The 19,684-nt window shown below is 38.5% G+C and carries 22 protein-coding genes; 11 read left to right on the forward strand and 11 right to left on the reverse strand.

Translation table 11 applies throughout. The features are described 5' to 3' along the window. Positions 1-42 precede the first annotated feature (42 nt). Together queG and bioB are read left to right on the forward strand one after the other, a co-directional pair. Positions 43-1,152, forward strand: coding sequence for a tRNA epoxyqueuosine(34) reductase QueG (gene queG / locus ACZ5QH_RS13300; RefSeq protein WP_004822356.1), 1,110 nt, complete (start codon positions 43-45; stop codon positions 1,150-1,152). Positions 1,153-1,442: 290 nt separating this feature from the next. Further along, positions 1,443-2,432, forward strand: a complete 990-nt coding sequence (bioB, locus tag ACZ5QH_RS13305) for a biotin synthase BioB (RefSeq protein ID WP_004719449.1) — start codon at positions 1,443-1,445, stop codon at positions 2,430-2,432. Between the two features lie 111 nt (positions 2,433-2,543). On the opposite strand, the gene ACZ5QH_RS13310 is transcribed toward bioB, so the two are convergent. From ACZ5QH_RS13310 to ACZ5QH_RS13350, 9 genes are all read right to left on the reverse strand, one after another. Next, a complete protein-coding gene (locus tag ACZ5QH_RS13310; protein ID WP_004822360.1) occupies positions 2,544-4,436 on the reverse strand; it encodes a M48 family metalloprotease in 1,893 nt (630 codons plus the stop codon). An 85-nt stretch (positions 4,437-4,521) separates the two neighbouring features. After that, positions 4,522-6,066, reverse strand: a complete 1,545-nt coding sequence (gene purF, locus ACZ5QH_RS13315; protein WP_004719445.1) for an amidophosphoribosyltransferase — start codon at positions 6,064-6,066, stop codon at positions 4,522-4,524. Between the two features lie 24 nt (positions 6,067-6,090). Continuing rightward, positions 6,091-6,684 (reverse strand): CvpA family protein, encoded by a 594-nt coding sequence (locus ACZ5QH_RS13320; protein ID WP_004719444.1) that lies wholly within the window; start codon positions 6,682-6,684, stop codon positions 6,091-6,093. Between the two features lie 3 nt (positions 6,685-6,687). Further along, the gene (locus tag ACZ5QH_RS13325; RefSeq protein ID WP_004719442.1) at positions 6,688-7,692 is read right to left on the reverse strand and encodes a quinone-dependent dihydroorotate dehydrogenase; all 1,005 of its coding nucleotides are present in this window, start codon (positions 7,690-7,692) and stop codon (positions 6,688-6,690) included. Between the two features lie 89 nt (positions 7,693-7,781). After that, complete coding sequence (gspM, locus tag ACZ5QH_RS13330; RefSeq protein WP_239045417.1) at positions 7,782-8,261, reverse strand: type II secretion system protein GspM; 480 nt, start codon at positions 8,259-8,261, stop codon at positions 7,782-7,784. After that, positions 8,261-9,403: a type II secretion system protein GspL gene (gene gspL / locus ACZ5QH_RS13335; protein WP_004719438.1), complete on the reverse strand. Its 1,143-nt coding sequence runs from the start codon at positions 9,401-9,403 to the stop codon at positions 8,261-8,263. Before gspL ends, gspM begins: the two co-directional genes overlap by 1 nt. A gap of 38 nt (positions 9,404-9,441) precedes the next feature. After that, positions 9,442-9,897, reverse strand: a complete 456-nt coding sequence (locus tag ACZ5QH_RS13340) for a SixA phosphatase family protein (protein ID WP_004822364.1) — start codon at positions 9,895-9,897, stop codon at positions 9,442-9,444. Between the two features lie 91 nt (positions 9,898-9,988). After that, entirely contained in the window at positions 9,989-11,062 is a 1,074-nt protein-coding gene (locus ACZ5QH_RS13345; protein ID WP_303577741.1) for an NAD(P)H-dependent glycerol-3-phosphate dehydrogenase, read from the reverse strand. A gap of 74 nt (positions 11,063-11,136) precedes the next feature. Next, positions 11,137-11,712, reverse strand: a complete 576-nt coding sequence (locus ACZ5QH_RS13350; protein ID WP_035371016.1) for a nitroreductase family protein — start codon at positions 11,710-11,712, stop codon at positions 11,137-11,139. A 324-nt stretch (positions 11,713-12,036) separates the two neighbouring features. Between ACZ5QH_RS13350 and ACZ5QH_RS13355 the strand changes: the two genes are divergently transcribed. Beyond that, on the forward strand, positions 12,037-12,417 hold the full coding sequence (locus tag ACZ5QH_RS13355; protein WP_004719430.1) for a hypothetical protein: 381 nt from the start codon (positions 12,037-12,039) through the stop codon (positions 12,415-12,417). A 92-nt stretch (positions 12,418-12,509) separates the two neighbouring features. Here ACZ5QH_RS13355 and rhlB read toward each other — a convergent pair whose 3' ends face one another. Together rhlB and ACZ5QH_RS13365 are read right to left on the reverse strand one after the other, a co-directional pair. Further along, positions 12,510-13,661 (reverse strand): ATP-dependent RNA helicase RhlB, encoded by a 1,152-nt coding sequence (rhlB, locus tag ACZ5QH_RS13360; protein WP_004719428.1) that lies wholly within the window; start codon positions 13,659-13,661, stop codon positions 12,510-12,512. A gap of 106 nt (positions 13,662-13,767) precedes the next feature. Continuing rightward, entirely contained in the window at positions 13,768-13,980 is a 213-nt protein-coding gene (locus ACZ5QH_RS13365; RefSeq protein ID WP_004822370.1) for a cold-shock protein, read from the reverse strand. Positions 13,981-14,362: 382 nt separating this feature from the next. Here ACZ5QH_RS13365 and ACZ5QH_RS13370 point away from each other — a divergent pair, with 382 nt between their 5' ends. The 8 genes from ACZ5QH_RS13370 to ACZ5QH_RS13405 all read left to right on the forward strand — a co-directional run bounded on the left by ACZ5QH_RS13370 (position 14,363) and on the right by ACZ5QH_RS13405 (position 19,579). Next, positions 14,363-14,602: a sulfurtransferase TusA family protein gene (locus ACZ5QH_RS13370; protein WP_004822372.1), complete on the forward strand. Its 240-nt coding sequence runs from the start codon at positions 14,363-14,365 to the stop codon at positions 14,600-14,602. 138 nt (positions 14,603-14,740) lie between these two features. Then, entirely contained in the window at positions 14,741-15,610 is an 870-nt protein-coding gene (gene rpoH / locus ACZ5QH_RS13375) for an RNA polymerase sigma factor RpoH (RefSeq protein ID WP_004719424.1), read from the forward strand. 176 nt (positions 15,611-15,786) lie between these two features. Next, a complete protein-coding gene (locus ACZ5QH_RS13380) occupies positions 15,787-16,152 on the forward strand; it encodes a DUF423 domain-containing protein (protein ID WP_303577742.1) in 366 nt (121 codons plus the stop codon). A gap of 50 nt (positions 16,153-16,202) precedes the next feature. Next, positions 16,203-16,400, forward strand: a complete 198-nt coding sequence (thiS, locus tag ACZ5QH_RS13385; protein WP_004719420.1) for a sulfur carrier protein ThiS — start codon at positions 16,203-16,205, stop codon at positions 16,398-16,400. A 14-nt stretch (positions 16,401-16,414) separates the two neighbouring features. Then, complete coding sequence (locus ACZ5QH_RS13390) at positions 16,415-17,215, forward strand: thiazole synthase (protein ID WP_004719418.1); 801 nt, start codon at positions 16,415-16,417, stop codon at positions 17,213-17,215. 77 nt (positions 17,216-17,292) lie between these two features. Continuing rightward, positions 17,293-17,973 carry a hypothetical protein gene (locus ACZ5QH_RS13395; protein ID WP_303577743.1) on the forward strand — a complete coding sequence of 227 codons (681 nt, stop codon included), beginning with the start codon at positions 17,293-17,295 and terminating at the stop codon, positions 17,971-17,973. Continuing rightward, entirely contained in the window at positions 17,973-18,677 is a 705-nt protein-coding gene (locus ACZ5QH_RS13400; protein ID WP_303577744.1) for a hypothetical protein, read from the forward strand. The genes ACZ5QH_RS13395 and ACZ5QH_RS13400 overlap by 1 nt, the downstream gene beginning before the upstream one ends. Positions 18,678-18,871: 194 nt before the next feature. Further along, the gene (locus ACZ5QH_RS13405; protein WP_303577745.1) at positions 18,872-19,579 is read left to right on the forward strand and encodes a hypothetical protein; all 708 of its coding nucleotides are present in this window, start codon (positions 18,872-18,874) and stop codon (positions 19,577-19,579) included. Positions 19,580-19,684 lie beyond the last annotated feature (105 nt).

Below are 19,684 nucleotides of genomic sequence, written 5' to 3' on the forward strand. Positions count from 1 at the left end.
CTGTCCTTTTCTTCTCACTATTTTATAGCGCATTGATTCATTATGTCGGCAACTTTAACTTCGCAATCCATTCCCTTGCAACAGCTTGATCTTCAAGAACTAAAATCTTGGATCAAACAACAGGCTTTGCAACTGGGCTTTGCTGATTGTGTCATTGCTCGTCCTGATGCTCAAGCTGAATTACCACGATTTAAAGAATATTTAAAACGCGGATACCATGGCGATATGAAGTTTTTAGAAGAAAATTTAGAAAAAAGAGCGGATCCAACACTACTGGTTCCAGGCACAAAAAGTATCATCTGTGTACGAATGAATTATTTGGTGGAAACACCAAAACCGCGTTATGTACCAGATGAGCCCAATTCAGCAATTATTGCCCGTTATGCACGTGGACGTGACTATCATAAAATCATGCGTGGTCGGCTAAAAACCTTGGCAACCCTTATTAAAGAAAAAGTTGGTCCGTTTGAATCCCGCCCCTTTGCCGACTCAGCGCCGGTGTTTGAAAAATCATTGGCAGAAAGTGCGGGTATGGGATGGACTGGTAAACATACTTTATTGATTCATAAAAAATCGGGTTCTTTTTTTGTTTTAGGTGAATTATTTACTTCACTTGATTTGCCCTTTGATGAACCAGCAACGCATCATTGTGGTTCATGCTCAGCCTGTATCGACATTTGCCCAACTCAAGCGATTGTTGAGCCGTATATGCTGGATGCGCGCAGATGTATCGCCTATTTAACCATCGAATATAAGGGAATCATTCCTGAAGAGTTAAGACGTGGTATTGGTAACCGTGTTTTTGGCTGTGATGACTGTCAACTGATTTGTCCTTGGAACAGTTTTGCCAAAAAAGCTTCGATTGAAGACTTTAACCCACGTCATGGCCTAGACGATATTAACTTATTGGATTTATGGCAATGGGATGAACAAACCTTCCTCAATTGTACTGAGGGTAGCCCCATCCGACGTACAGGCTTTCAAAGCTTTATGCGCAATATTGCAATTGGCTTAGGTAATGCACCGTATTCAGCCCAAATTATTGCAGCATTGACCCAAAATAGAGCCTTACATGATGAAGTTGTGCAAGTCCATATTGATTGGGCTATTACCGAGCAAAATGCTAAACAACACCAAATTTCAGCCCATTGATGCCCTTAAATTGTGCCGAGTGATAATTTTCAGATCGTTGCAAAGTTCGTAATTTTTGAATATTTTAATGACCAATACACTGAAGTTAATAAAAATTAAAGTTAAAATTTTGTGAGTAAATCACAAGGAATGTGGTTAACTTTGCAACTATATTTATAATTTTAGTTTTCTATACTCTTGATCTTTTTAATCGTAAGATACCATCGTATTTGGACTTTTTTGCCCTATGGAATTGGCATGAATTATGTATTATATACAGGGATAGATAATGATTATCATGGATTTAATTAATGACAGTACGTAATGACTGGGCTCGTGAAGAAATTCAAGCTTTATATGAACAGCCTTTTTTAGACTTAGTTTTCAAAGCACAGCAAACTCATCGTGAACACTTTGATGCCAATACCATTCAAGTCAGTACTTTACTTTCAATTAAAACTGGTAAGTGCCCTGAAGATTGCAAATATTGTTCGCAATCTGCACGCTATGATTCAAAATTAGAAGCTGAAAAACGTATTGCAGTTGACAAAGTGATCAGTGAAGCAAAAGAAGCCATTGAATCAGGTTCTTCGCGTTTTTGTATGGGTGCAGCATGGCGAAACCCACATGAGCGTGATATGCCTTATGTCCTCGAAATGGTGCGCGAAGTTAAAGCATTAGGTTTAGAAACCTGTATGACACTGGGTATGCTCAACCAATCACAAGCTGAACGTTTACATGCAGCAGGCCTAGATTATTACAATCATAACTTAGATACATCTCGTGAATACTATTCACATATCATCAGCACCCGTACTTTTGATGATCGCTTAGACACCTTGGATCATGTCCGTAATGCGGGGATGAAAGTCTGTAGTGGTGGTATTGTTGGATTGGGTGAAAATCGTAATGATCGTATTGGTTTATTACATGAATTAGCAACCCTGCCTGTTCATCCTGAATCTGTACCAATTAATATGCTTGTTCCAATTGAAGGCACACCACTTGCTGATGTTGAAAAACTTGATGTCACAGAATGGATTCGCACGATTGCGGTTGCGCGTATTATCATGCCACACAGCTATATCCGCCTCTCTGCTGGCCGTGAATCGCTCACTGACTCAGATCAAGCTTTAGCCTTTATGGCAGGTGCAAACTCGCTATTTAGTGGTGAAAAATTATTAACCACACCAAATGCTGGTGAAGGCAAAGACAAACAATTGTTTAATAAGCTAGGTCTAAAAGCAGAAAAAGCCAAGCCAACCGTGGCTGAGCTTTCTGTCGATGCGATGGCGAGTTAATTCAGCGTTTTTTCTAACACCGCTTAAGATCAAGTGGTGTTAGCATTTCCCAGCTAATTCTTTTTATTATCATTGCTATGATGGCTTTATCTACAACTCACTTTACCCTTGTTAAATAATCATCACACTGTTCTTTTTCTGCATTTGATCTACGATATCGTCTGTGGCAAAGCCAAGTCGCCAATACAGCAATTGCAGTACATCTAATTCATCTTGGGTAATAATTCGATCATTCCACAAACAAATTTCAGCCACACCCAAAATGCTGAGGCGATCACGTAATAATAACCCTGCGATGTCATTTAAGATTTCACCCAAATCAATAGGTTCATCTGAGATTTCTTCAAACAGTTCTAACTCATCCTTAGACAAAACCCGTTCTAAAATCTCATATCGCACATCAAGCTGATTGGCACTGTTAATTTGCTGTACGTGTAGCAAGGCATCAATCAAGCGCACAATTTGTGGTTTAACCGTTTCCAAGGATGACGGTGTATGCATCGGCAACAAATGCAATTCAGCCTTTACACGCTCAATCAGCAATGCATCCAACAAACCAATCTCGCCATCTTCTTGAATAATTTTCGCTAGCTTGGTGACGAATTGACGTGCACTGGTCGCAGGCATATTACCAAGGTTTTCACAGGCATCATGGAAAATTTGAATATGTACCCGACCATCTAAATTTAAAAGTGAGTCAATAATGGCACGACTTACCTCCGCATCAGACGGAATAAACTCGCGATACTGTCGAATCATTAAGATTGCGACCATCACCTCACGAGAACCCGTTGCCGTTTGCATAGCGCGCTGAATCAAGTCAGAACGCTCAATTTGACGGCGTACTTCTGGGTTTAAAGGTTTAATTGCATCGTTTAAAGCAAAACTAATTGGAGATAAACGCAATAAAGGTAAAGGCTGTGGAGATACCCACGGGTTATAAACGTCCCCTGTTGATTCTTCCAAAGGGCGTAACAAACTAAATAAAGGCTGACTACGTAATTTTTTTAAATTTTCCAGCTGTAGATCCTGTAACAGTGTTGGATTTAACTCATAAATACGGTCTTCAATACTTGGATGGATATTTAACCAACTTTGCGGACTTAAGGAATTGGCAAAACACATATGCGCAATAGCTTCGGAAAACTCGCTATGAATTTGAGAACCTGCATGATGCACATAGATACGTAATAAGGTTTGCACATTGGCATTATTGAGCAATAATTTTTTAGTTTTATAATCGTTATAAAAAGTACGACCACCCAAAGTGAAATATTTAATCAAACGATTAATTAAAATTCCCATACTGCCGAGCAGCCAAATCACTCCACCAACCGCAACAAAACTGGTTTCAAATTTATGCTGATTTCCCTTGGCGTTATAACGATTAAAACCCTGTTTCGCAATTTTACTTCCCAACTGGCTAAAGGTAATTAAACCACTATATAAAATTTTAAGTCGGGTATTTTCTCGCGCTTCACCGGATAGAATTTGATTGAACTCATGCCCCAATAAACCATAAAGCTCTAATTCATCCAGATTCTGTAATGCACCCCAGGTCAAGATAATCACCGTATCTCTTGGATGAAACCCAGCAGTTAAAGCATTAACCCCGACTTCATCTGGCAATACATACAATGTAGGTGCATCAATCTCAAAAGTCTCTGCAAATTTATCTGCGAGTTTTAAGGCCACACTTTCTTCTGGAGTGCTTTCAATTTGACTTAAACGACGAGCTTTTAATTGCTTTGCGAGTGAGTGACCACCTGTACGGAACACATAAAATTCATATGCGATTGACCAACCAATGATGACGATGATCAAACCAACACAGTAAGGACTGAGAATATTCCACCAGATCTCTTGATCTGGGTCCACATAGTGAACCAGCAATCCTAAAACAGTATTTAGAATAAAAATGGTCAAAATGACCGCAAGTAAGCAAATACTTGCAGACCACAACATATTCTTGTTTTTTATCAAATAATGACTGACATCTTTCAATGTAAAATTCCTCATTACATTGCAAAATACTATAAATGAAAAAAGCGGGAACTTCCCGCTTTTTCTCAATGTAAATCAAAGTTGCTTACATTTCTTCTTTGATACCGCTTAAATCCACAGATGCTGCATCGATATTGACATCAATATAACCATCTTTTTCTTTTTTCGCAGTATCACTACGACTTTGCTCAAGATCAGTTAAATATTGCTCATCAATATCACCTGTGACATAAACACCGTCAAATACTGAACAATCAAAATCCTGAATAACAGGTACTTTACTGGTTCTTACTGCCGCTTTTAAATCATCCAAGTCTTGGAAGATTAAACGATCAGCACCAATAATCTCCTGAATTTCTTCAACACTACGATGTGAAGCAATCAACTCTGCTTTTGCTGGCATATCAATACCATACACATTTGGATATTTCACCATCGGTGCAGCAGAGGCAAAATAGACTTTTTTCGCACCCGCATCACGTGCCATTTGAATGATTTCATTACAAGTGGTACCACGTACAATCGAATCATCAACCAACAAAACGTTCTTGCCTTTAAACTCAAGCTCTACAGGGTTGAGTTTTTGACGAACAGATTTGGTACGTTGTTGCTGACCCGGCATGATAAAGGTACGACCGATATAACGGTTTTTCATGAAACCTTCACGGAATTTCACACCCAACATATTCGCCAATTCTAAAGCAGAAGTACGACTTGTATCTGGAATTGGAATCACCACGTCGATGTCATGCATATCCCCCCATTCACGAAGAATTTTCTTCGCAAGGGTTTCACCCATTTTCAAACGTGCTTTATATACCGAAATACCATCGATGGTTGCATCTGGACGCGCAAAATAGACATATTCAAAAATACATGGGCGGTAACGCGAATTTGCCGCACACTGTTGTGAAAAGAACTCACCTTTTGAATTGATAAAGATCGCTTCACCAGGCTCAATATCACGTTCTACTTTAAAACCTAACGCGGTTATCGCAACAGATTCAGAAGCGATAATATATTCTGTTTCACCATTTTCAGTTAAACGCGAACCATAGATCAGTGGACGAATACCATTCGGATCACGAAAACCTACGATACCATGCCCTGTGATCATTGCAACGACGCCATAAGCACCTTTACAACGCTCATGCACACGTTTAACTGTATGAAAAATATCTTCAGGCATTGGCGTTAATGATGCACATTTTTGCAATTCATGAGCAAAAACGTTCAGCAATACTTCTGAGTCTGAGTCCGTATTCATATGACGTAAGTCAGTTTTGAATAAGTCATCGTGAATATCAGCCGCATTGGTTAAGTTACCATTATGCGCCAATGTAATCCCATAAGGTGAGTTTACATAGAAAGGCTGCGCTTCTGCACTACTTGAAGAACCAGCAGTTGGATAACGCACGTGACCAATACCATAGTTACCGAGTAATGCGCGCATGTGGCGAGTATGAAATACATCACGTACCATACCATTATCTTTTCTTAGAAAAAGACGTCCATTATGACAAGTCACAATCCCAGCCGCATCTTGCCCACGATGTTGTAACATCGTCAACGCATCAAATAACATTTGGTTTACAGGTGCTTTACCTGCTATACCAACGACTCCACACATAACTACCTCGCAGACCAGCTAGGACTAATAAAACGGATTCTTTGTCGAATGTGCTGATTTTTCATCGCTTTGAGTATCCGATGATCGATCAGCCTTAGTTACAGAAGTATCATCGGAACGATCTTCTGAATGTATATGATGTAATGCTTCATTTGCAGCATCTTTAGAGATTTCAGATGCCAAAGGTGCAAATGGTAACAGCGTCTGAATGAATTTGGATTGTTTCCACGTTGGAGAACTTTCAACCCACGGCCCTAAACCTTGCATAGTAATGAGGACGATGAACAAACCTTTCAAGGTCCCTAAAGCACTTCCAGCTAAACGATTTAACGGACCGAGTTTTAAAGTTTTTAAAATCTGATTGAGTAAGGCTGTGACAATCCATGTTAAAACAATAATCACCAAGACAATAAAAGCAAATGCAGCAATTTTCTGCACCACAGGATCCTGACTGAGTGCAGACATTGAAGGTGCGATGATATTGGCATATTTAGCACCGACAATCAGTGCAAAAATCCATCCTATCAAGTTCGCAAAGGCTTTCACGAATCCTTGTCGCAAACCGTTTAGCCCTCCAATGAGCAATAGAATCAGAATAATAATGTCTAAGGTATTCATATTTTAAATCATAGCGTCAACACAGTCTTTAATGAGTGTAGGACCTGTATAGATCATACCACTATAAATTTGGACTAAGCTTGCACCGGCTTGTTGTTTTGCAACAGCTTGTTCACCAGATAAAATTCCACCAACACCAATCAAAGGAATTTTACCTTGTAAAATTTTTGAAAAAGCCGCCAAACATGCCGTACTCTTTTCAAATACGGGCGCACCTGATAAACCACCCGCTTCATCACCAAATGGCAAACCTTCAACCCCCTCACGGGATAATGTTGTATTGGTCACGATCAATCCATCAATTTTAAACTGCAACAATTGTGATGCAATAAATTCGATATCTGAAGCTTCTAGATCTGGTGCAACTTTCAACACTAACGGAACATAGTGCTGCAATTCTTCTGCCAACTCTAACTGACGTTTTTTGAGTGTTTCCAAAAGTTCAGTGAGCGCATGGCCACTTTGTAAAGAACGTAAATTCTTGGTGTTTGGAGATGAGATATTAACAGTAATATAAGATGCGTAGTTATAAACTTTTTCAAGACAAACTAAATAATCAGAAACTGCATCTTCAACTGGTGTTGTGGCATTTTTACCAATATTGATACCAAGAATGCCTTTAAATTTTGCGGCTTTAACATTCTCAACCAATTGATCCACACCATCATTATTAAACCCCATACGGTTAATAATTGCTTTGGCTTGGGGAATACGGAAAAGGCGTGGCTTGGGATTGCCCTCTTGTGGCTTAGGCGTAATGGTTCCAATTTCAATAAAACCAAATCCTAAACCCGCTAAGGCATCGATATAAGCGCCATTTTTATCCAGTCCTGCTGCTAAACCAACTGGATTTGGAAACTCAATTCCCATGCAAGTGACTGGTTTGGCAGCAACAGTTTGACGAATCGCCCCCATTTTATGGGCAGATTTAAGCATGGATAATGTGAGTTCATGTGCACGCTCTGGTGCTAAAGAAAACAACAAAGGGCGAGCAAGTGAATACATCATAGCTACAAAAGTCTACTGCTTTTTAAGTTGCCATATTATAGGCACAGTATGTTGAAAAGGCTATGCTTGAACTGTGTTTATTTTCACTACTACTGTACCGTCGCTGTTAATTTAATCTGCCCACCTTCTTTGGCTAACTCCATCTTTTCCAAACTCACACCCATTTGAGCAATTTGGGTTAAAAAGTTAGCTAAAACGGCATAGTTTTGATGTTGTGCAATAATCTGAAATTGCTCACCCACTTGCTGCGAGGCAACCGAAAGTCCTTGTTGTTGAGCCACACGCTGAATTTTATCCGCAGTGGTTAATGCCAAATCATCTGCGGGCTTCATGGCCACCACATTACTTTGCATCCACACCACAAGATCTTTCATCTGATTTAAACGTGCTTGTTGTTTTTCGGCAGCTTTATGGGTGTACCACAACGCCGCCCCCACAATTGCCACAATGACAAAAATCGTAGTAAAAATAACCATGACACGTTCACGTGGAGATATTTTTTCTAAATTCTCTGCGATTTTCTCAGACCATATATCCAGTCGATTTTGCACATTTTCCATTGTTTTCATTATTGTATCTTCACCAAACCAACGACAGATGCGCCTTGCGTCTGAACATTGCCTAATTCTGCTTTAAAGCCCTGTTGATTCAGTTGCGTCACCAAGGTCTGCAAGCCTTCAGCATTTTTCGCCACCAGATCCATATTTAACACAGCTGTATCATAATTCACACGACTGGCAATGATCTGATGTTGCATTAAAATTGGCCCCACACGACTGAGTAATTGTAAAGCTTGGGTATTTGCACTCTGACTCAGTGCCAATTTATTTTTAAACTGACGTTCTACAGACTCTTCTGTAATCCGCTGCTCATTTGGAAACCATTTTTTGTACTGATCCACTGCAATCAAAGCAGTTTGATCTGCAACTTTCTTCAGCTTAATCCAACGCAAAGCATCGTAACTCAATTGCGCAATAATCAAAACAACCACCAAAACTGCACAGGCTTGCCAATAACGAGAAACGCCTTGATTGGCTTGCTTGGCTTTTGGCAATACATTATAAGGATGTAGTTTCGGTTTTTTGATTTCACTAAATTGATAATCAAAAGGCTCACGCTGATCTGCTGTCGCAATGGCAAATAAGCTGACCGCTTGCTCATCTGTCAATCCGCTATATAAATAGCTTTTCTCTCGATCAGCGAAATCCAAATATACATTCAGATCATCAATCGAATTACCAAGGAACTCGCCTTCTCGAACCAATAACTGTCCGTTGACATTGGCCAAAATCGTCTGTCCGACTTCTGGTACAGGCAGCATCAAAAAGTCAGGTAATAAAGAGACGATTTTTAACGGAATCAATGACAAGGAATGCTGCATTGTGGTGACAGCATATTGATGAATCCCCAATATTGAAACCTGATCGGGTTGTTGAAAGTGTGAAAACACTTTCATCTGATCAATCGGCAAAATCACATATTCTTCTAATAAATATTTGACACCATCTACACCCAATTGTTTATATTGAGTTTTACTGAATTTCTGTTGAAGAATTTGCACTTCACGACTTGGGAAGAAAACCACAGCTTCTTCACCTTGGTAAAGTTTAATATCTTGTATTAATTGTTCTAGGCTCGAAGATTTAGTCCAATCACTTCCTCGAGACCACTGCCAAACCCCATTGGCTTCAGGCATCCATAAGTACAACATTTATCGTTTTCTGCCGTTAAGTTCTTTTAACAATGCTTTTATACAGTTGGAATAAAGGCTTTATCTTGTGTAGATAGACCATTTGCAATCACAGTTTGCTCATAGATACGAGCTTCTGCCAAGGCAAAAGGATTAAAATGTTCATGTGTCAGTTGTTCTGCAATATGTGCCACAACATTCATATGACATACCACCACAATACGTTCAAATGGCAATTGTGACAACCATTCGATTGCTAATTTTGCATCATCATCTGGCTTTATTTTGTCACAGACCAATACAGATATATTCGGGAAGTACGTCTGTATGTGCGCCAATGTTTCTTGTGCTCTCAATAAAGTGCTGACAACAAATACATCCGGCTGCACGATTTCTTTTAAAAAATTAGCCGTTTGTTGTGCTTGTAAATGCCCACGTTGTGTTAAAGGCCGTTTACTGTCCACCCCATTGACGGGTGGAGCTGCTTCACCATGACGCACCAAAGTCAGTTGCATAAGATTTCCTTTTTAATACTGCACTGATTATAACGAGGCTTTGTTACAAATCCATCTCTAAAGTTTTGAATATTGTGCCAACAACACACGATTAAACTTCGTTATGCGGAAGCACAAACTCTACATCACTACGATGCCCATTCTTCATCAAAGAAACGGCAATATTCAGTGGTGGCGCACCTTCAAAAATAACTTCATACAATGCAGTGGTAATTGGCATATAGACATCCAACTCCTTTGCACGTGCATTGACTTGTACAATGGTGTTGATCCCTTCAGCGGTTTGTCCCAATTCAGAGGTTGCTTGTTCCAGTGTCTTTCCAGAACCCAAGGCAAAACCAACTTGATAATTTCGGCTCAACGGGCTGTTACAGGTTGCGAAAAGATCACCCACACCAGACAAACCTAAGAATGTTAAAGGATTTGCCCCCAACTTAACTGCAAAGCGACTCATTTCAGCCAAGGCACGGGTTAAAATCATACTCTTGGTATTTTCACCTACTTTATAAGCAGCAGCCATTCCCATTGCAACAGCATAAATATTTTTAAGTGCCCCACCCAATTCGACACCATGTACATCATCACTGCCAAATACTCGAAACAAGGCACTATGCAATGCTTGTTGTACGGCATAACGTACTAATTCACTATCACTGGCAATCACTGTACCTGCTGGTTGTCCTGCAACAATTTCTTTGGCTAAGTTAGGTCCTGAAAGAACACCATAAGGAACTTCAGGAAGCTCTTCCCGAATGATGTCACTCATAAAGCTAAAGGTTTTTGCTTCGATGCCTTTGGTTAATGAAACAACGGCTTGTGCACTAATAAAGGGTTTAATTTGACGTAAAACATCACGAAAAGAATGGCTTGGAATTGCCACCAGAATAATATCGCGATCACGCACTGCCTCTTCTAAATTTGACTCAGCACGTAAACCCACCTCTAATTGAAAATCTGGTAAATAGCGTTTATTGACATGAGTCGCATTAATTTCAGCTGCGATACTTTCATCACGAATCCAAATCATGGTATCACAACCATTACGTACTGCTGTATTTGCCATTGCAGTACCGAAACTACCACCACCCAGTACAGTCACACGCAACGCTGTTTTCTGACCCAATACAATAGGTTCAACTAAATCTTTAAATTGTAAATCCGACATTTATTGTTATCCTAAAATGCTTATCCTAATAACCCAATGATTTTTCGACCTGAAAATATCAACAACTTTTTGACTCAAGCTTGCCAAAAATGAACATATTGTGTTGTTTCAATCTCTGCACGCGGGGCAATCGCTTTTGCCGCTGTACCAACATAAATAATGCCTGAAATTAAATCTCGTTCAGCTAAACCCAGTGCTGATTTTAATAATTTAGATTCGACCACAGCCCCACTCCGCCACATAGTTGCGAAACCTTGTGCCTGCATCGACAATAAAAAGTTTTCAATTGCAGCCCCTGAACTCAGCGTTTGTTCAAAAAAAGGCACTTTAGGGTGATCCTGAAATTTAGTCACAGCAAGCACTAAAATAGGCGCTCTAAAAGGATGAAGTTTTACCCGTTCAACTTGGGCTGGATCTAATTCACCTAAGTCAGCAATAGATTGTGCCAGTAATGCACCAAATGCTTCACGTTGCTCAACATCCACGACAATAAATTGTGTGGGTTTTAAACGATGATGATCAGGTGCTGTTAAAGCGGCTTTAAATGCAATATTCAGTTGTGCGTGTGAAGGTGCAGGTTCAACCAAATGACCAATCGATTGACGTTGATGAATATTGTCATGTACTGCTTTGAAGTTTAAATCTGACATTGACCTATCTATTATCTGGTTAATTTCACTTGTTTCAAGATTAGCATAATCTAAAATCATTAAGCTATCTCCGACAAAATTTACTTGGCATCTGTCAATATTACATACAACTTATTGTTAGGTTATCAATGAGCATGATTGCTCGCAAAAAATGCCTTCGATACCCTTTGGCTTCGAAAATAAAGCCAAATCATCAATAAACTTAAAAAAAACTGCAAAATTTATACATGTTTCTCAATATTTAGCCCATATTCTATGCTCAAATTATAACTAATTTAAAAGCAGTATCTTTTTAATTTTTAGTACAGGAATTTGAGAATCAATATGAATAAATTAACAACGATCACTTTACTTGCTAGTTCAGCGTTACTCTTCACTGCATGTGCATCAAATCCAACACAAACTTTAGCGATTCAAAAAGCAGATAACCAGTATGAAGTCACTGGCTTAGGTAAAGACCAAATTACCGCAAAAAATAATGCCATTACTGCAGCAAACAAGGCTTGCGGTAAAAAAGGTGCACCGGTATTAGTGGATGAAAAAACTGAATACCATGGCAGTTTAAAAGGTGTCGTTGATGAACAGACTGGAAAAATGATCACGGCAGCAGCAGGCGTATTAGGTTCAGTAATGGGTAAAAACTACGGTATTGAAAAAGATACTGACTATCAAACAACATTGACCTTTAGCTGTAAAGCAAGTTAATCCGTTTAGCCGTCTAAACTAAAATAGCCAATAAAAAACCCACTTTAAATAAGTGGGTTTTTTAAACACAATTCGATAAAGAAACAAAAAACTTAGCAATAACCATCTAGTCGCGTTAAAGGCAATTTTTGCCCAATCGCTTTCTCAATAGTCGGTAAATTAAATGCATCATCTTCAGACAAGAAACTAATACTTACACCCTGTGTACCTGCACGACCTGTACGACCAATACGATGTACATAATCATCTGACTGTTCAGGTAAAGTGAAATTCACCACATGAGATACGCCATCAACATGAATACCACGGCCAGCAACATCCGTTGCGATCATAATATTATGCTGACCATTTTTAAATTGATCTAACATTTTCAAACGTTTATCTTGCGCTATTTCACCTGATAGCATCACCACCTTATAACCATCTGCTTTTAAATGATCATAAAGTTTACGTACTTGATCACGGCGATTGGCAAAGATCATCACTTTTTCAATGGGTTCATCTGCCAAAATTTCGCGCAATAAGCGATATTTATCTTTCTTTTCGACCACATATACACGTTGTTCAACATCAGCGTTGGTTTTCTTTTCTGGTTCGATTTCGACTGTAACTGGCTCACATAACCATTGTTGGGCAAGATTGAGAACATCATAGCTAAATGTTGCCGAGAACATTAAGGTTTGACGTTGCTCTTTACGTGGCGAAAAACGCACAATCCGTTTAACTGATGGGATAAAGCCCATGTCTAATAAACGGTCAGCTTCATCAATCACCAAAAATTCAATTTGATCTAACCAAACTTCTTTTTGTTCTGTGAAATCAATTAAACGACCAGGAGTTGCCACTAAAATATCAACAAAACCTTGATCCAGTTGTTTTCTTTGCTTATCAAAATCAACGCCGCCAACCAAAGTCACGACATTTAGATTGGTATATTTGACTAAATCTTTTGCATCATTTTCAATTTGAATTGCAAGTTCACGTGTTGGCGCAAGAATCAATGCACGTGGTTCACCACGGAAACGTTGTTCTTTAATTGGGTTTGTGAGCAAATCATTAATAATACTGACTAAAAATGCCGCTGTTTTACCTGTGCCGGTTTGAGCACGACCAATTGCATCATGACCTGCTAAAGTATATTTCAATACTTTTTGCTGAATTGGGGTCATTTCTTTAAACCCTAAAGCATCAATCGCTTGTTTAAGTTGCGGATGTAAATTAAGGGTTTCGAAACCTGATGACATAAATACGAGCTCTAACTGTAGACACTTTTAATTGCGCCCATTATAAACAAAAAACGCCCCAATTTATAAGAAATTGGAGCGCCACTTAAATTTTAAAAATTTAAGATTAGTCTAAAGGCTGAACTTCTTCAGCTTGAAAACCTTTTTGACCTTGCACAACACTGAATTCAACGCGTTGACCGTCACGAAGTGAACGATGACCGTCACCTTGAATAGCACGGAAATGAACGAATACGTCATCACCGCCTGCGCGTTGGATAAAGCCGAAGCCTTTAGTGTCGTTGAACCATTTAACTACGCCTTGTTCACGAGCTGTCATAAGTTAATCCTCAGTTATTAAGAAAAAGGGACCACCCGGTGTTGCAAACAGCAGAGCAAACAAAGTTTTAAAATATTTTCTAATTTCAAAGCTTGTAATCATTCTGTAAAACTATTAACAAAATCCCGGTTACATCCATCTTGTAATAGGGTTTCAAAACAAGAATTGTTTCTGATAAATCCTAAATACGCAACGAGCTTAACATGGGTTTATGACAATTAATAGAATTTTTTTTGATAATTATTTTCGATATCAAGCGTGTTTTTTAAACAGCTTCACGATTATTTTTTATTTGTTGAAGAATATTCCAATTTTTGTTGGGGTGTTTCAATAAACTTGGTAAAATATGTGTTCCATAACCCTGTTGTTACCTTGCCAAAAAATGAATGAACCTTTAGGTCAGACAGCGATTGAAATAAATTGTATGGGTAAACCCTGTCCAATGCCTCTATTAATGTTAAAGCGTGAATTAAAAAGAGCATTGCCTCATCAAATATTTCTTTTAATGTCCTCTGATCCACATAGTGAAATTGATATTACGCGTTATTGCGAGATCAACAAGATTTCCTGCCAATTGACTAAACGATCAGAGCATGAATTTCATTACTTAATTGAATCTTAATTATTTTCAATTCAAATTTTTTTTTGCAAATTTGCATATATTTTTACATTTCGATACCCAAATTTCCTTACTTATGTACAATATTCGAATTAAGATGAATGCATTAGCTATACAACGAAATTCCTATAAGGAGAACCCATGAGTGACAGCAGCAATCAGTTGATGCCCCTGTCCTTATCTGCACCAGGTGTTAACTTAGGTGCTTATATCAGCACCGTAAATCAGATTCCAATCTTGACAGCTGAACAAGAAAAAGAGTTAGCTGATCGCTATTTTTACGATCAAGATTTAGATGCTGCGAAAATGTTAGTGATGTCTCACTTACGTTTTGTGGTGCATATTGCGCGCAGTTATGCGGGCTATGGTTTGCCACAAGGTGATTTAATTCAAGAAGGTAATCTCGGTTTAATGAAAGCAGTTAAACGCTTTGACCCAAATATGGGCGTGCGTTTAGTGTCTTTTGCTGTGCACTGGATTAAGGCTGAAATTCATGAATATGTGATTCGCAATTGGCGTATTGTCAAAATTGCGACCACCAAAGCGCAACGTAAATTGTTTTTTAATTTACGTAGCCTAAAAAAATCAAGTAAAAAACTTACACTTGAAGAAGCACAATCAATTGCCAATGACTTAAATGTAACAGCAGAACAAGTCCTGGAAATGGAAGGTCGTTTAACCGCTTATGATGCTGCTTTTGAAGCTCAAGGTGATGACGATGATGAAGGTTCAACTCATGTTGCACCAGCGCTTTATCTCGAAGATAACCGCTATGACCCTGCTCGTTTAGTCGAAGAAGAAGATTACGAAGAACAAAGTACTTCAGCTTTGCATAATGCTATGGAACAGTTGGATGATCGCTCACGCAACATCTTACAGCGCCGTTGGTTAGATGATGATAAATCGACCTTGCATGAACTGGCTGCAGAGTACAATGTCTCTGCTGAACGTATTCGTCAGTTAGAAAAAAATGCCATGGACAAAATCAAAGTTGCCATGTCATCCAACTAAATCTTCAAAACGGTCTGCATACCAGACCAATAATTTATATTTTCAATAAAAGGGCGACATGCCCTTTTATTTTGCCTGATATTTTTGTCAAATCTTTATTCTTAATAGATTTTGCCTTTAATCCCGCTTCGAAATTGTGTTAATGTTATGCGCAAATTTATGCAGATGACTGGCTTATGTGGATTGCAATTTCAGCACTGAATTTAGCGCTTGCAGTAATCTTAGGTGCATTTGGCGCACATGGTTTAAAAGCTCACGCAACTGAAGCTCAGTTGGCATGGTGGCGAACAGCAACTGATTATTTTTTCTACCACGCACTGGGCCTATTGGCACTGGCTATTCTCAGTAAAGTCATCCCTCAACTTCCAATCAAAGCCAGCTTCTTACTCATCCAAATCGGTATTTTATTTTTCTGCGGTTCGCTTTATGTCATGGCACTGGGTTTACCACGAGGTTTAGGTGCAATTACACCCATTGGTGGAGCACTGATGATTGCAGGTTGGCTGGTCCTTGCATGGAATGCATTGAAATACGCTAAATAAAATTATTTTGATTTTAGACATCACAATTTGCGCAATCGAATGGAATGTATATGCAAATTTTCTTAAATGGTGAGCCTCAAGAAACCGCTTGCCAAAATCTTTTACAACTGGTTCAGGAACTTTCACTCGAAGGTAAACGCTTTGCCGTAGAAATGAATGAAATGATCATTTCCAAAAGTAAACTTGAACTTACCCCTATTGCTGAAAAAGACCGTATTGAAATCATTCACGCTGTCGGTGGCGGCTAATTTGGAGCTCTCCCATGCTAGATTTTCCTACTGAAAACTCCCCTCTTATTATCGGTTCTCGTACTTTTCAATCTCGTCTTCTCGTGGGTACGGGTAAATACAAAGACATGCAAGAAACTGATTTAGCAATTCAAGCCAGTGGCGCTGAAATTGTGACAGTGGCGATTCGCCGAGTAAACATTGGGCAAAATCCAGATCAGCCCAACTTACTGTCAATCCTTCCACCTGAAAAATACACCATCTTACCGAACACAGCGGGTTGTTTTGACGCCAATAGCGCAGTACGTACCTGTATGCTTGCACGTGAACTTTTAGATGGGCATAACCTGGTCAAATTGGAAGTATTAGGTGATGAGAAAACCCTTTATCCAAATGTAACAGCGACACTTGATGCTGCTCGCACATTGATTGAAGATGGTTTTGAAGTGATGGTGTATACATCGGATGACCCTATTGTGGCTCAAGAACTTGAAAGCATGGGTTGTGTTGCGATCATGCCTTTAGGTAGCTTAATTGGTTCTGGCCTAGGCATTTTAAATCCGCATACTATTTCAATTATTAAAGAAAATGCCAAAGTGCCAGTTTTGGTTGATGCTGGTGTAGGTACTGCAAGCGATGCCGCAATTGCAATGGAATTAGGTTGCGATGGCGTATTGATGAATACCGCGATTGCCGCTGCACATCATCCAATTTTAATGGCGTCAGCAATGAAAAAAGCGGTTGAAGCTGGACGTGAAGCCTATTTGGCGGGTCGTATGCCACGTAAACGAATGGCAAATGCGAGTTCACCAGAAACAGGTTATTTCTTTAAATAATCGTTTGAATTGCCTAAAAGGATTTTCCGAAGTCCTTTTAGGCTCAAAATATCTTGATAAATTCATTGAGAAAGATCATGAATAAAATAATAAATACCGCCCTGCTCCTGAGCGCTTATTCATCGCTAAGCTTTGCAAATCAGCCTTCTACCTCATTACAAAAATTTGTCCCAAACAATTGGGAAATTCTTGCTCAAGCAGAAGGTGATTTGAATCAAGATGATAAAAAGGATATTGCCCTCATCATCCAACCTAAAAATGAAAATCAGCACAATCGAAAGCTTTTAGTGCTTTTTCAAAAAGGCCAACAATTACAACTTAAGCTAAGTCGACAAATTCCTAACTGGACCTATCGTTCAGAAGAACTCTGTATCGAAGATGCTCTAGATGACTCCTCATTGACGATAAAAAATCAACGCTTAGATGTGTTATTCAATACCATGTCATCCTGTAGCAATACGTATGGCTTGATATATACCTATGGGTTTAAACTAAAGAACAATCAATTCCATCTCATTGGATTTGATGTTTATGATTTAGATAAAATTAGTGGCAAACTAAAAGAAACCAGCCTTAACTTTCTAAGCAACAAAGCCAAAGTGACCACAACGCCAAATATCTTTGCACAAGTTGAAACGCCATCCAAAATTGTTTGGAAAACACTGAGAACTTCGAAAAGCTATACTTTGGAGAATATTCCTTGGGATAGTGAAGAGTTGATTCATAACTTTAGCGTTCAATTTATTGGAGAAAAATAATGAAAAACAAAACTGAATTAATTTTATTTTGTGCATTAACAACATGCTCAGCTTTGGTTTGGGCAGACACCAGCACCAAAGCTGACTATCAATCATTTATCCCTAAAAACTGGAAAGTGTTGAGTAAAGTACAAGGTGATTTAAATGGTGATAAGCAAACAGATCTTGCTTTAATTATTGAAAATACGGATCCAAAAAATATTTTGACAAATGAGGGATTAGGTAATCCTCAGCTGAATTTAAACAATCGAAAGTTATTAATTTTATTTAAAGCCCCTCAAGGCTATCGTCTTGTTGCAAGTAATTCCTCGCTTCCTACTGAGGGAGATAAAGAATCACCTTGTCTTGCTGACCCTCTAGGTGAAGGTGATCCGCTCACCATCAAAAATGGATTAGTTAAAATTAATTTACATTATTGGCTCAGTTGTGGTTCATGGTCTGTCTATAACAATGCTTTTACTTTCCGTTATCAAAACCAGTCTTTTAAGCTGATTGGTTATGATACAGATTACTTCCATCGTGCATCTGGTGAAACCAGTGCGAAAAGTATCAATTTTCTAACAGGTAAAGTTAAAAACACTACAGGTGGTGGTGAGTTTGAAAATCAGGATCAAGCTAAGCAAGTTTCTTGGTCCAAATTAAAGAACAGTTATTCACTTAAACTTGAGCAGATCAATTTTAAAGACTACGGCGAGTTTGAATAAAACGCGTTTCGTATCTACCAACGATTCATAAATATGCCATATTATTCTGAGAATAAAGGTGTCGAAGAGGACTCGATATTTACCATAAAAAATTAGCTAAGACAAGGTAATCAAAAGTGATAGCTTGGAGAGATGCCTAAAAATAGGCGTAAATTTAACAACAAATTTACGATTCAGTGAATTGGAAGAAAACCATGAAGAATAACAATCTATTACTTCTATTTTTTACATTAACAGTCTGCTCAAGTTTAGTATGGGCAGAAACCAATACTGAAGCTGATGTTCAAGCTTTCATTCCTAAAGATTGGAAAATACTTAGCAAAGTTCAAGGTGACTTAAATGGTGATCAACAAGCCGATATGGTGCTGATTATTGAAAATACGGATCCCATAAATATTGTTAAAAATAAATTCAATCATAAAAAGCCAGCAAATCTTCTAGTTAACCAAAATGAGCGAAAATTATTAGTTCTATTTAAAGACGCTCAAACTTACCGCCTTATCACCAGTAATTCTTCACTCCCTAGAGAAAGCAACAATGAACGCCCTTGCCTTATCGATCCATTGATTGTAGACAATTCACCAATCATCCAGAATGGACAACTTAAGATCACATTAAATTACTCGTTTCGTTGTAATTCATGGGAGGTCTTTAATAATATTTATACTTTCCGCTATCAAAACCCATCATTCGATCTGATCGGCTATGATTTACATTATTTCGATATACCATCAGGTGACAGTCGAACTGAAAGTACTAATTTTTTAACAGGGAAAATCAAAAATGTCACAAGTACGCAAGAACTTGATCGCAAAAATACACCAAAGATATCCTGGTCAAAATTAAAGAAAGCACCTTTGCTCAAACTTGAGCAAATCAACTTTGAGCGTTATGTTCAATGATGGATGTCTTTTATAAATTATTTTTTAAAAACAATAATTCAACATAAAAGAATCCCTCACCCTAGCCTTCTCCCAAAGCGAGAAAGAAGCTTATAACAATAAATT

The organism is Acinetobacter sp. Ac8, from assembly GCF_055392545.1.

Excerpts from the sequence above, each read along its gene's own strand:
- queG (WP_004822356.1), top strand. The coding sequence starts at position 43 with ATGTCGGCAACTTTAACTTCGCAATCCATTCCCTTGCAACAGCTTGAT.
- bioB (WP_004719449.1), top strand. The coding sequence starts at position 1,443 with ATGACAGTACGTAATGACTGGGCTCGTGAAGAAATTCAAGCTTTATAT.
- purF (WP_004719445.1), bottom strand. The coding sequence starts at position 6,066 with ATGTGTGGAGTCGTTGGTATAGCAGGTAAAGCACCTGTAAACCAAATG.
- ACZ5QH_RS13320 (WP_004719444.1), bottom strand. The coding sequence starts at position 6,684 with ATGAATACCTTAGACATTATTATTCTGATTCTATTGCTCATTGGAGGG.
- ACZ5QH_RS13325 (WP_004719442.1), bottom strand. The coding sequence starts at position 7,692 with ATGATGTATTCACTTGCTCGCCCTTTGTTGTTTTCTTTAGCACCAGAG.
- gspM (WP_239045417.1), bottom strand. The coding sequence starts at position 8,261 with ATGAAAACAATGGAAAATGTGCAAAATCGACTGGATATATGGTCTGAG.
- gspL (WP_004719438.1), bottom strand. The coding sequence starts at position 9,403 with ATGTTGTACTTATGGATGCCTGAAGCCAATGGGGTTTGGCAGTGGTCT.
- ACZ5QH_RS13340 (WP_004822364.1), bottom strand. The coding sequence starts at position 9,897 with ATGCAACTGACTTTGGTGCGTCATGGTGAAGCAGCTCCACCCGTCAAT.
- ACZ5QH_RS13345 (WP_303577741.1), bottom strand. The coding sequence starts at position 11,062 with ATGTCGGATTTACAATTTAAAGATTTAGTTGAACCTATTGTATTGGGT.
- ACZ5QH_RS13350 (WP_035371016.1), bottom strand. The coding sequence starts at position 11,712 with ATGTCAGATTTAAACTTCAAAGCAGTACATGACAATATTCATCAACGT.
- ACZ5QH_RS13355 (WP_004719430.1), top strand. The coding sequence starts at position 12,037 with ATGAATAAATTAACAACGATCACTTTACTTGCTAGTTCAGCGTTACTC.
- rhlB (WP_004719428.1), bottom strand. The coding sequence starts at position 13,661 with ATGTCATCAGGTTTCGAAACCCTTAATTTACATCCGCAACTTAAACAA.
- ACZ5QH_RS13365 (WP_004822370.1), bottom strand. The coding sequence starts at position 13,980 with ATGACAGCTCGTGAACAAGGCGTAGTTAAATGGTTCAACGACACTAAA.
- ACZ5QH_RS13370 (WP_004822372.1), top strand. The coding sequence starts at position 14,363 with ATGAATGAACCTTTAGGTCAGACAGCGATTGAAATAAATTGTATGGGT.
- rpoH (WP_004719424.1), top strand. The coding sequence starts at position 14,741 with ATGAGTGACAGCAGCAATCAGTTGATGCCCCTGTCCTTATCTGCACCA.
- ACZ5QH_RS13380 (WP_303577742.1), top strand. The coding sequence starts at position 15,787 with ATGTGGATTGCAATTTCAGCACTGAATTTAGCGCTTGCAGTAATCTTA.
- thiS (WP_004719420.1), top strand. The coding sequence starts at position 16,203 with ATGCAAATTTTCTTAAATGGTGAGCCTCAAGAAACCGCTTGCCAAAAT.
- ACZ5QH_RS13390 (WP_004719418.1), top strand. The coding sequence starts at position 16,415 with ATGCTAGATTTTCCTACTGAAAACTCCCCTCTTATTATCGGTTCTCGT.
- ACZ5QH_RS13395 (WP_303577743.1), top strand. The coding sequence starts at position 17,293 with ATGAATAAAATAATAAATACCGCCCTGCTCCTGAGCGCTTATTCATCG.
- ACZ5QH_RS13400 (WP_303577744.1), top strand. The coding sequence starts at position 17,973 with ATGAAAAACAAAACTGAATTAATTTTATTTTGTGCATTAACAACATGC.
- ACZ5QH_RS13405 (WP_303577745.1), top strand. The coding sequence starts at position 18,872 with ATGAAGAATAACAATCTATTACTTCTATTTTTTACATTAACAGTCTGC.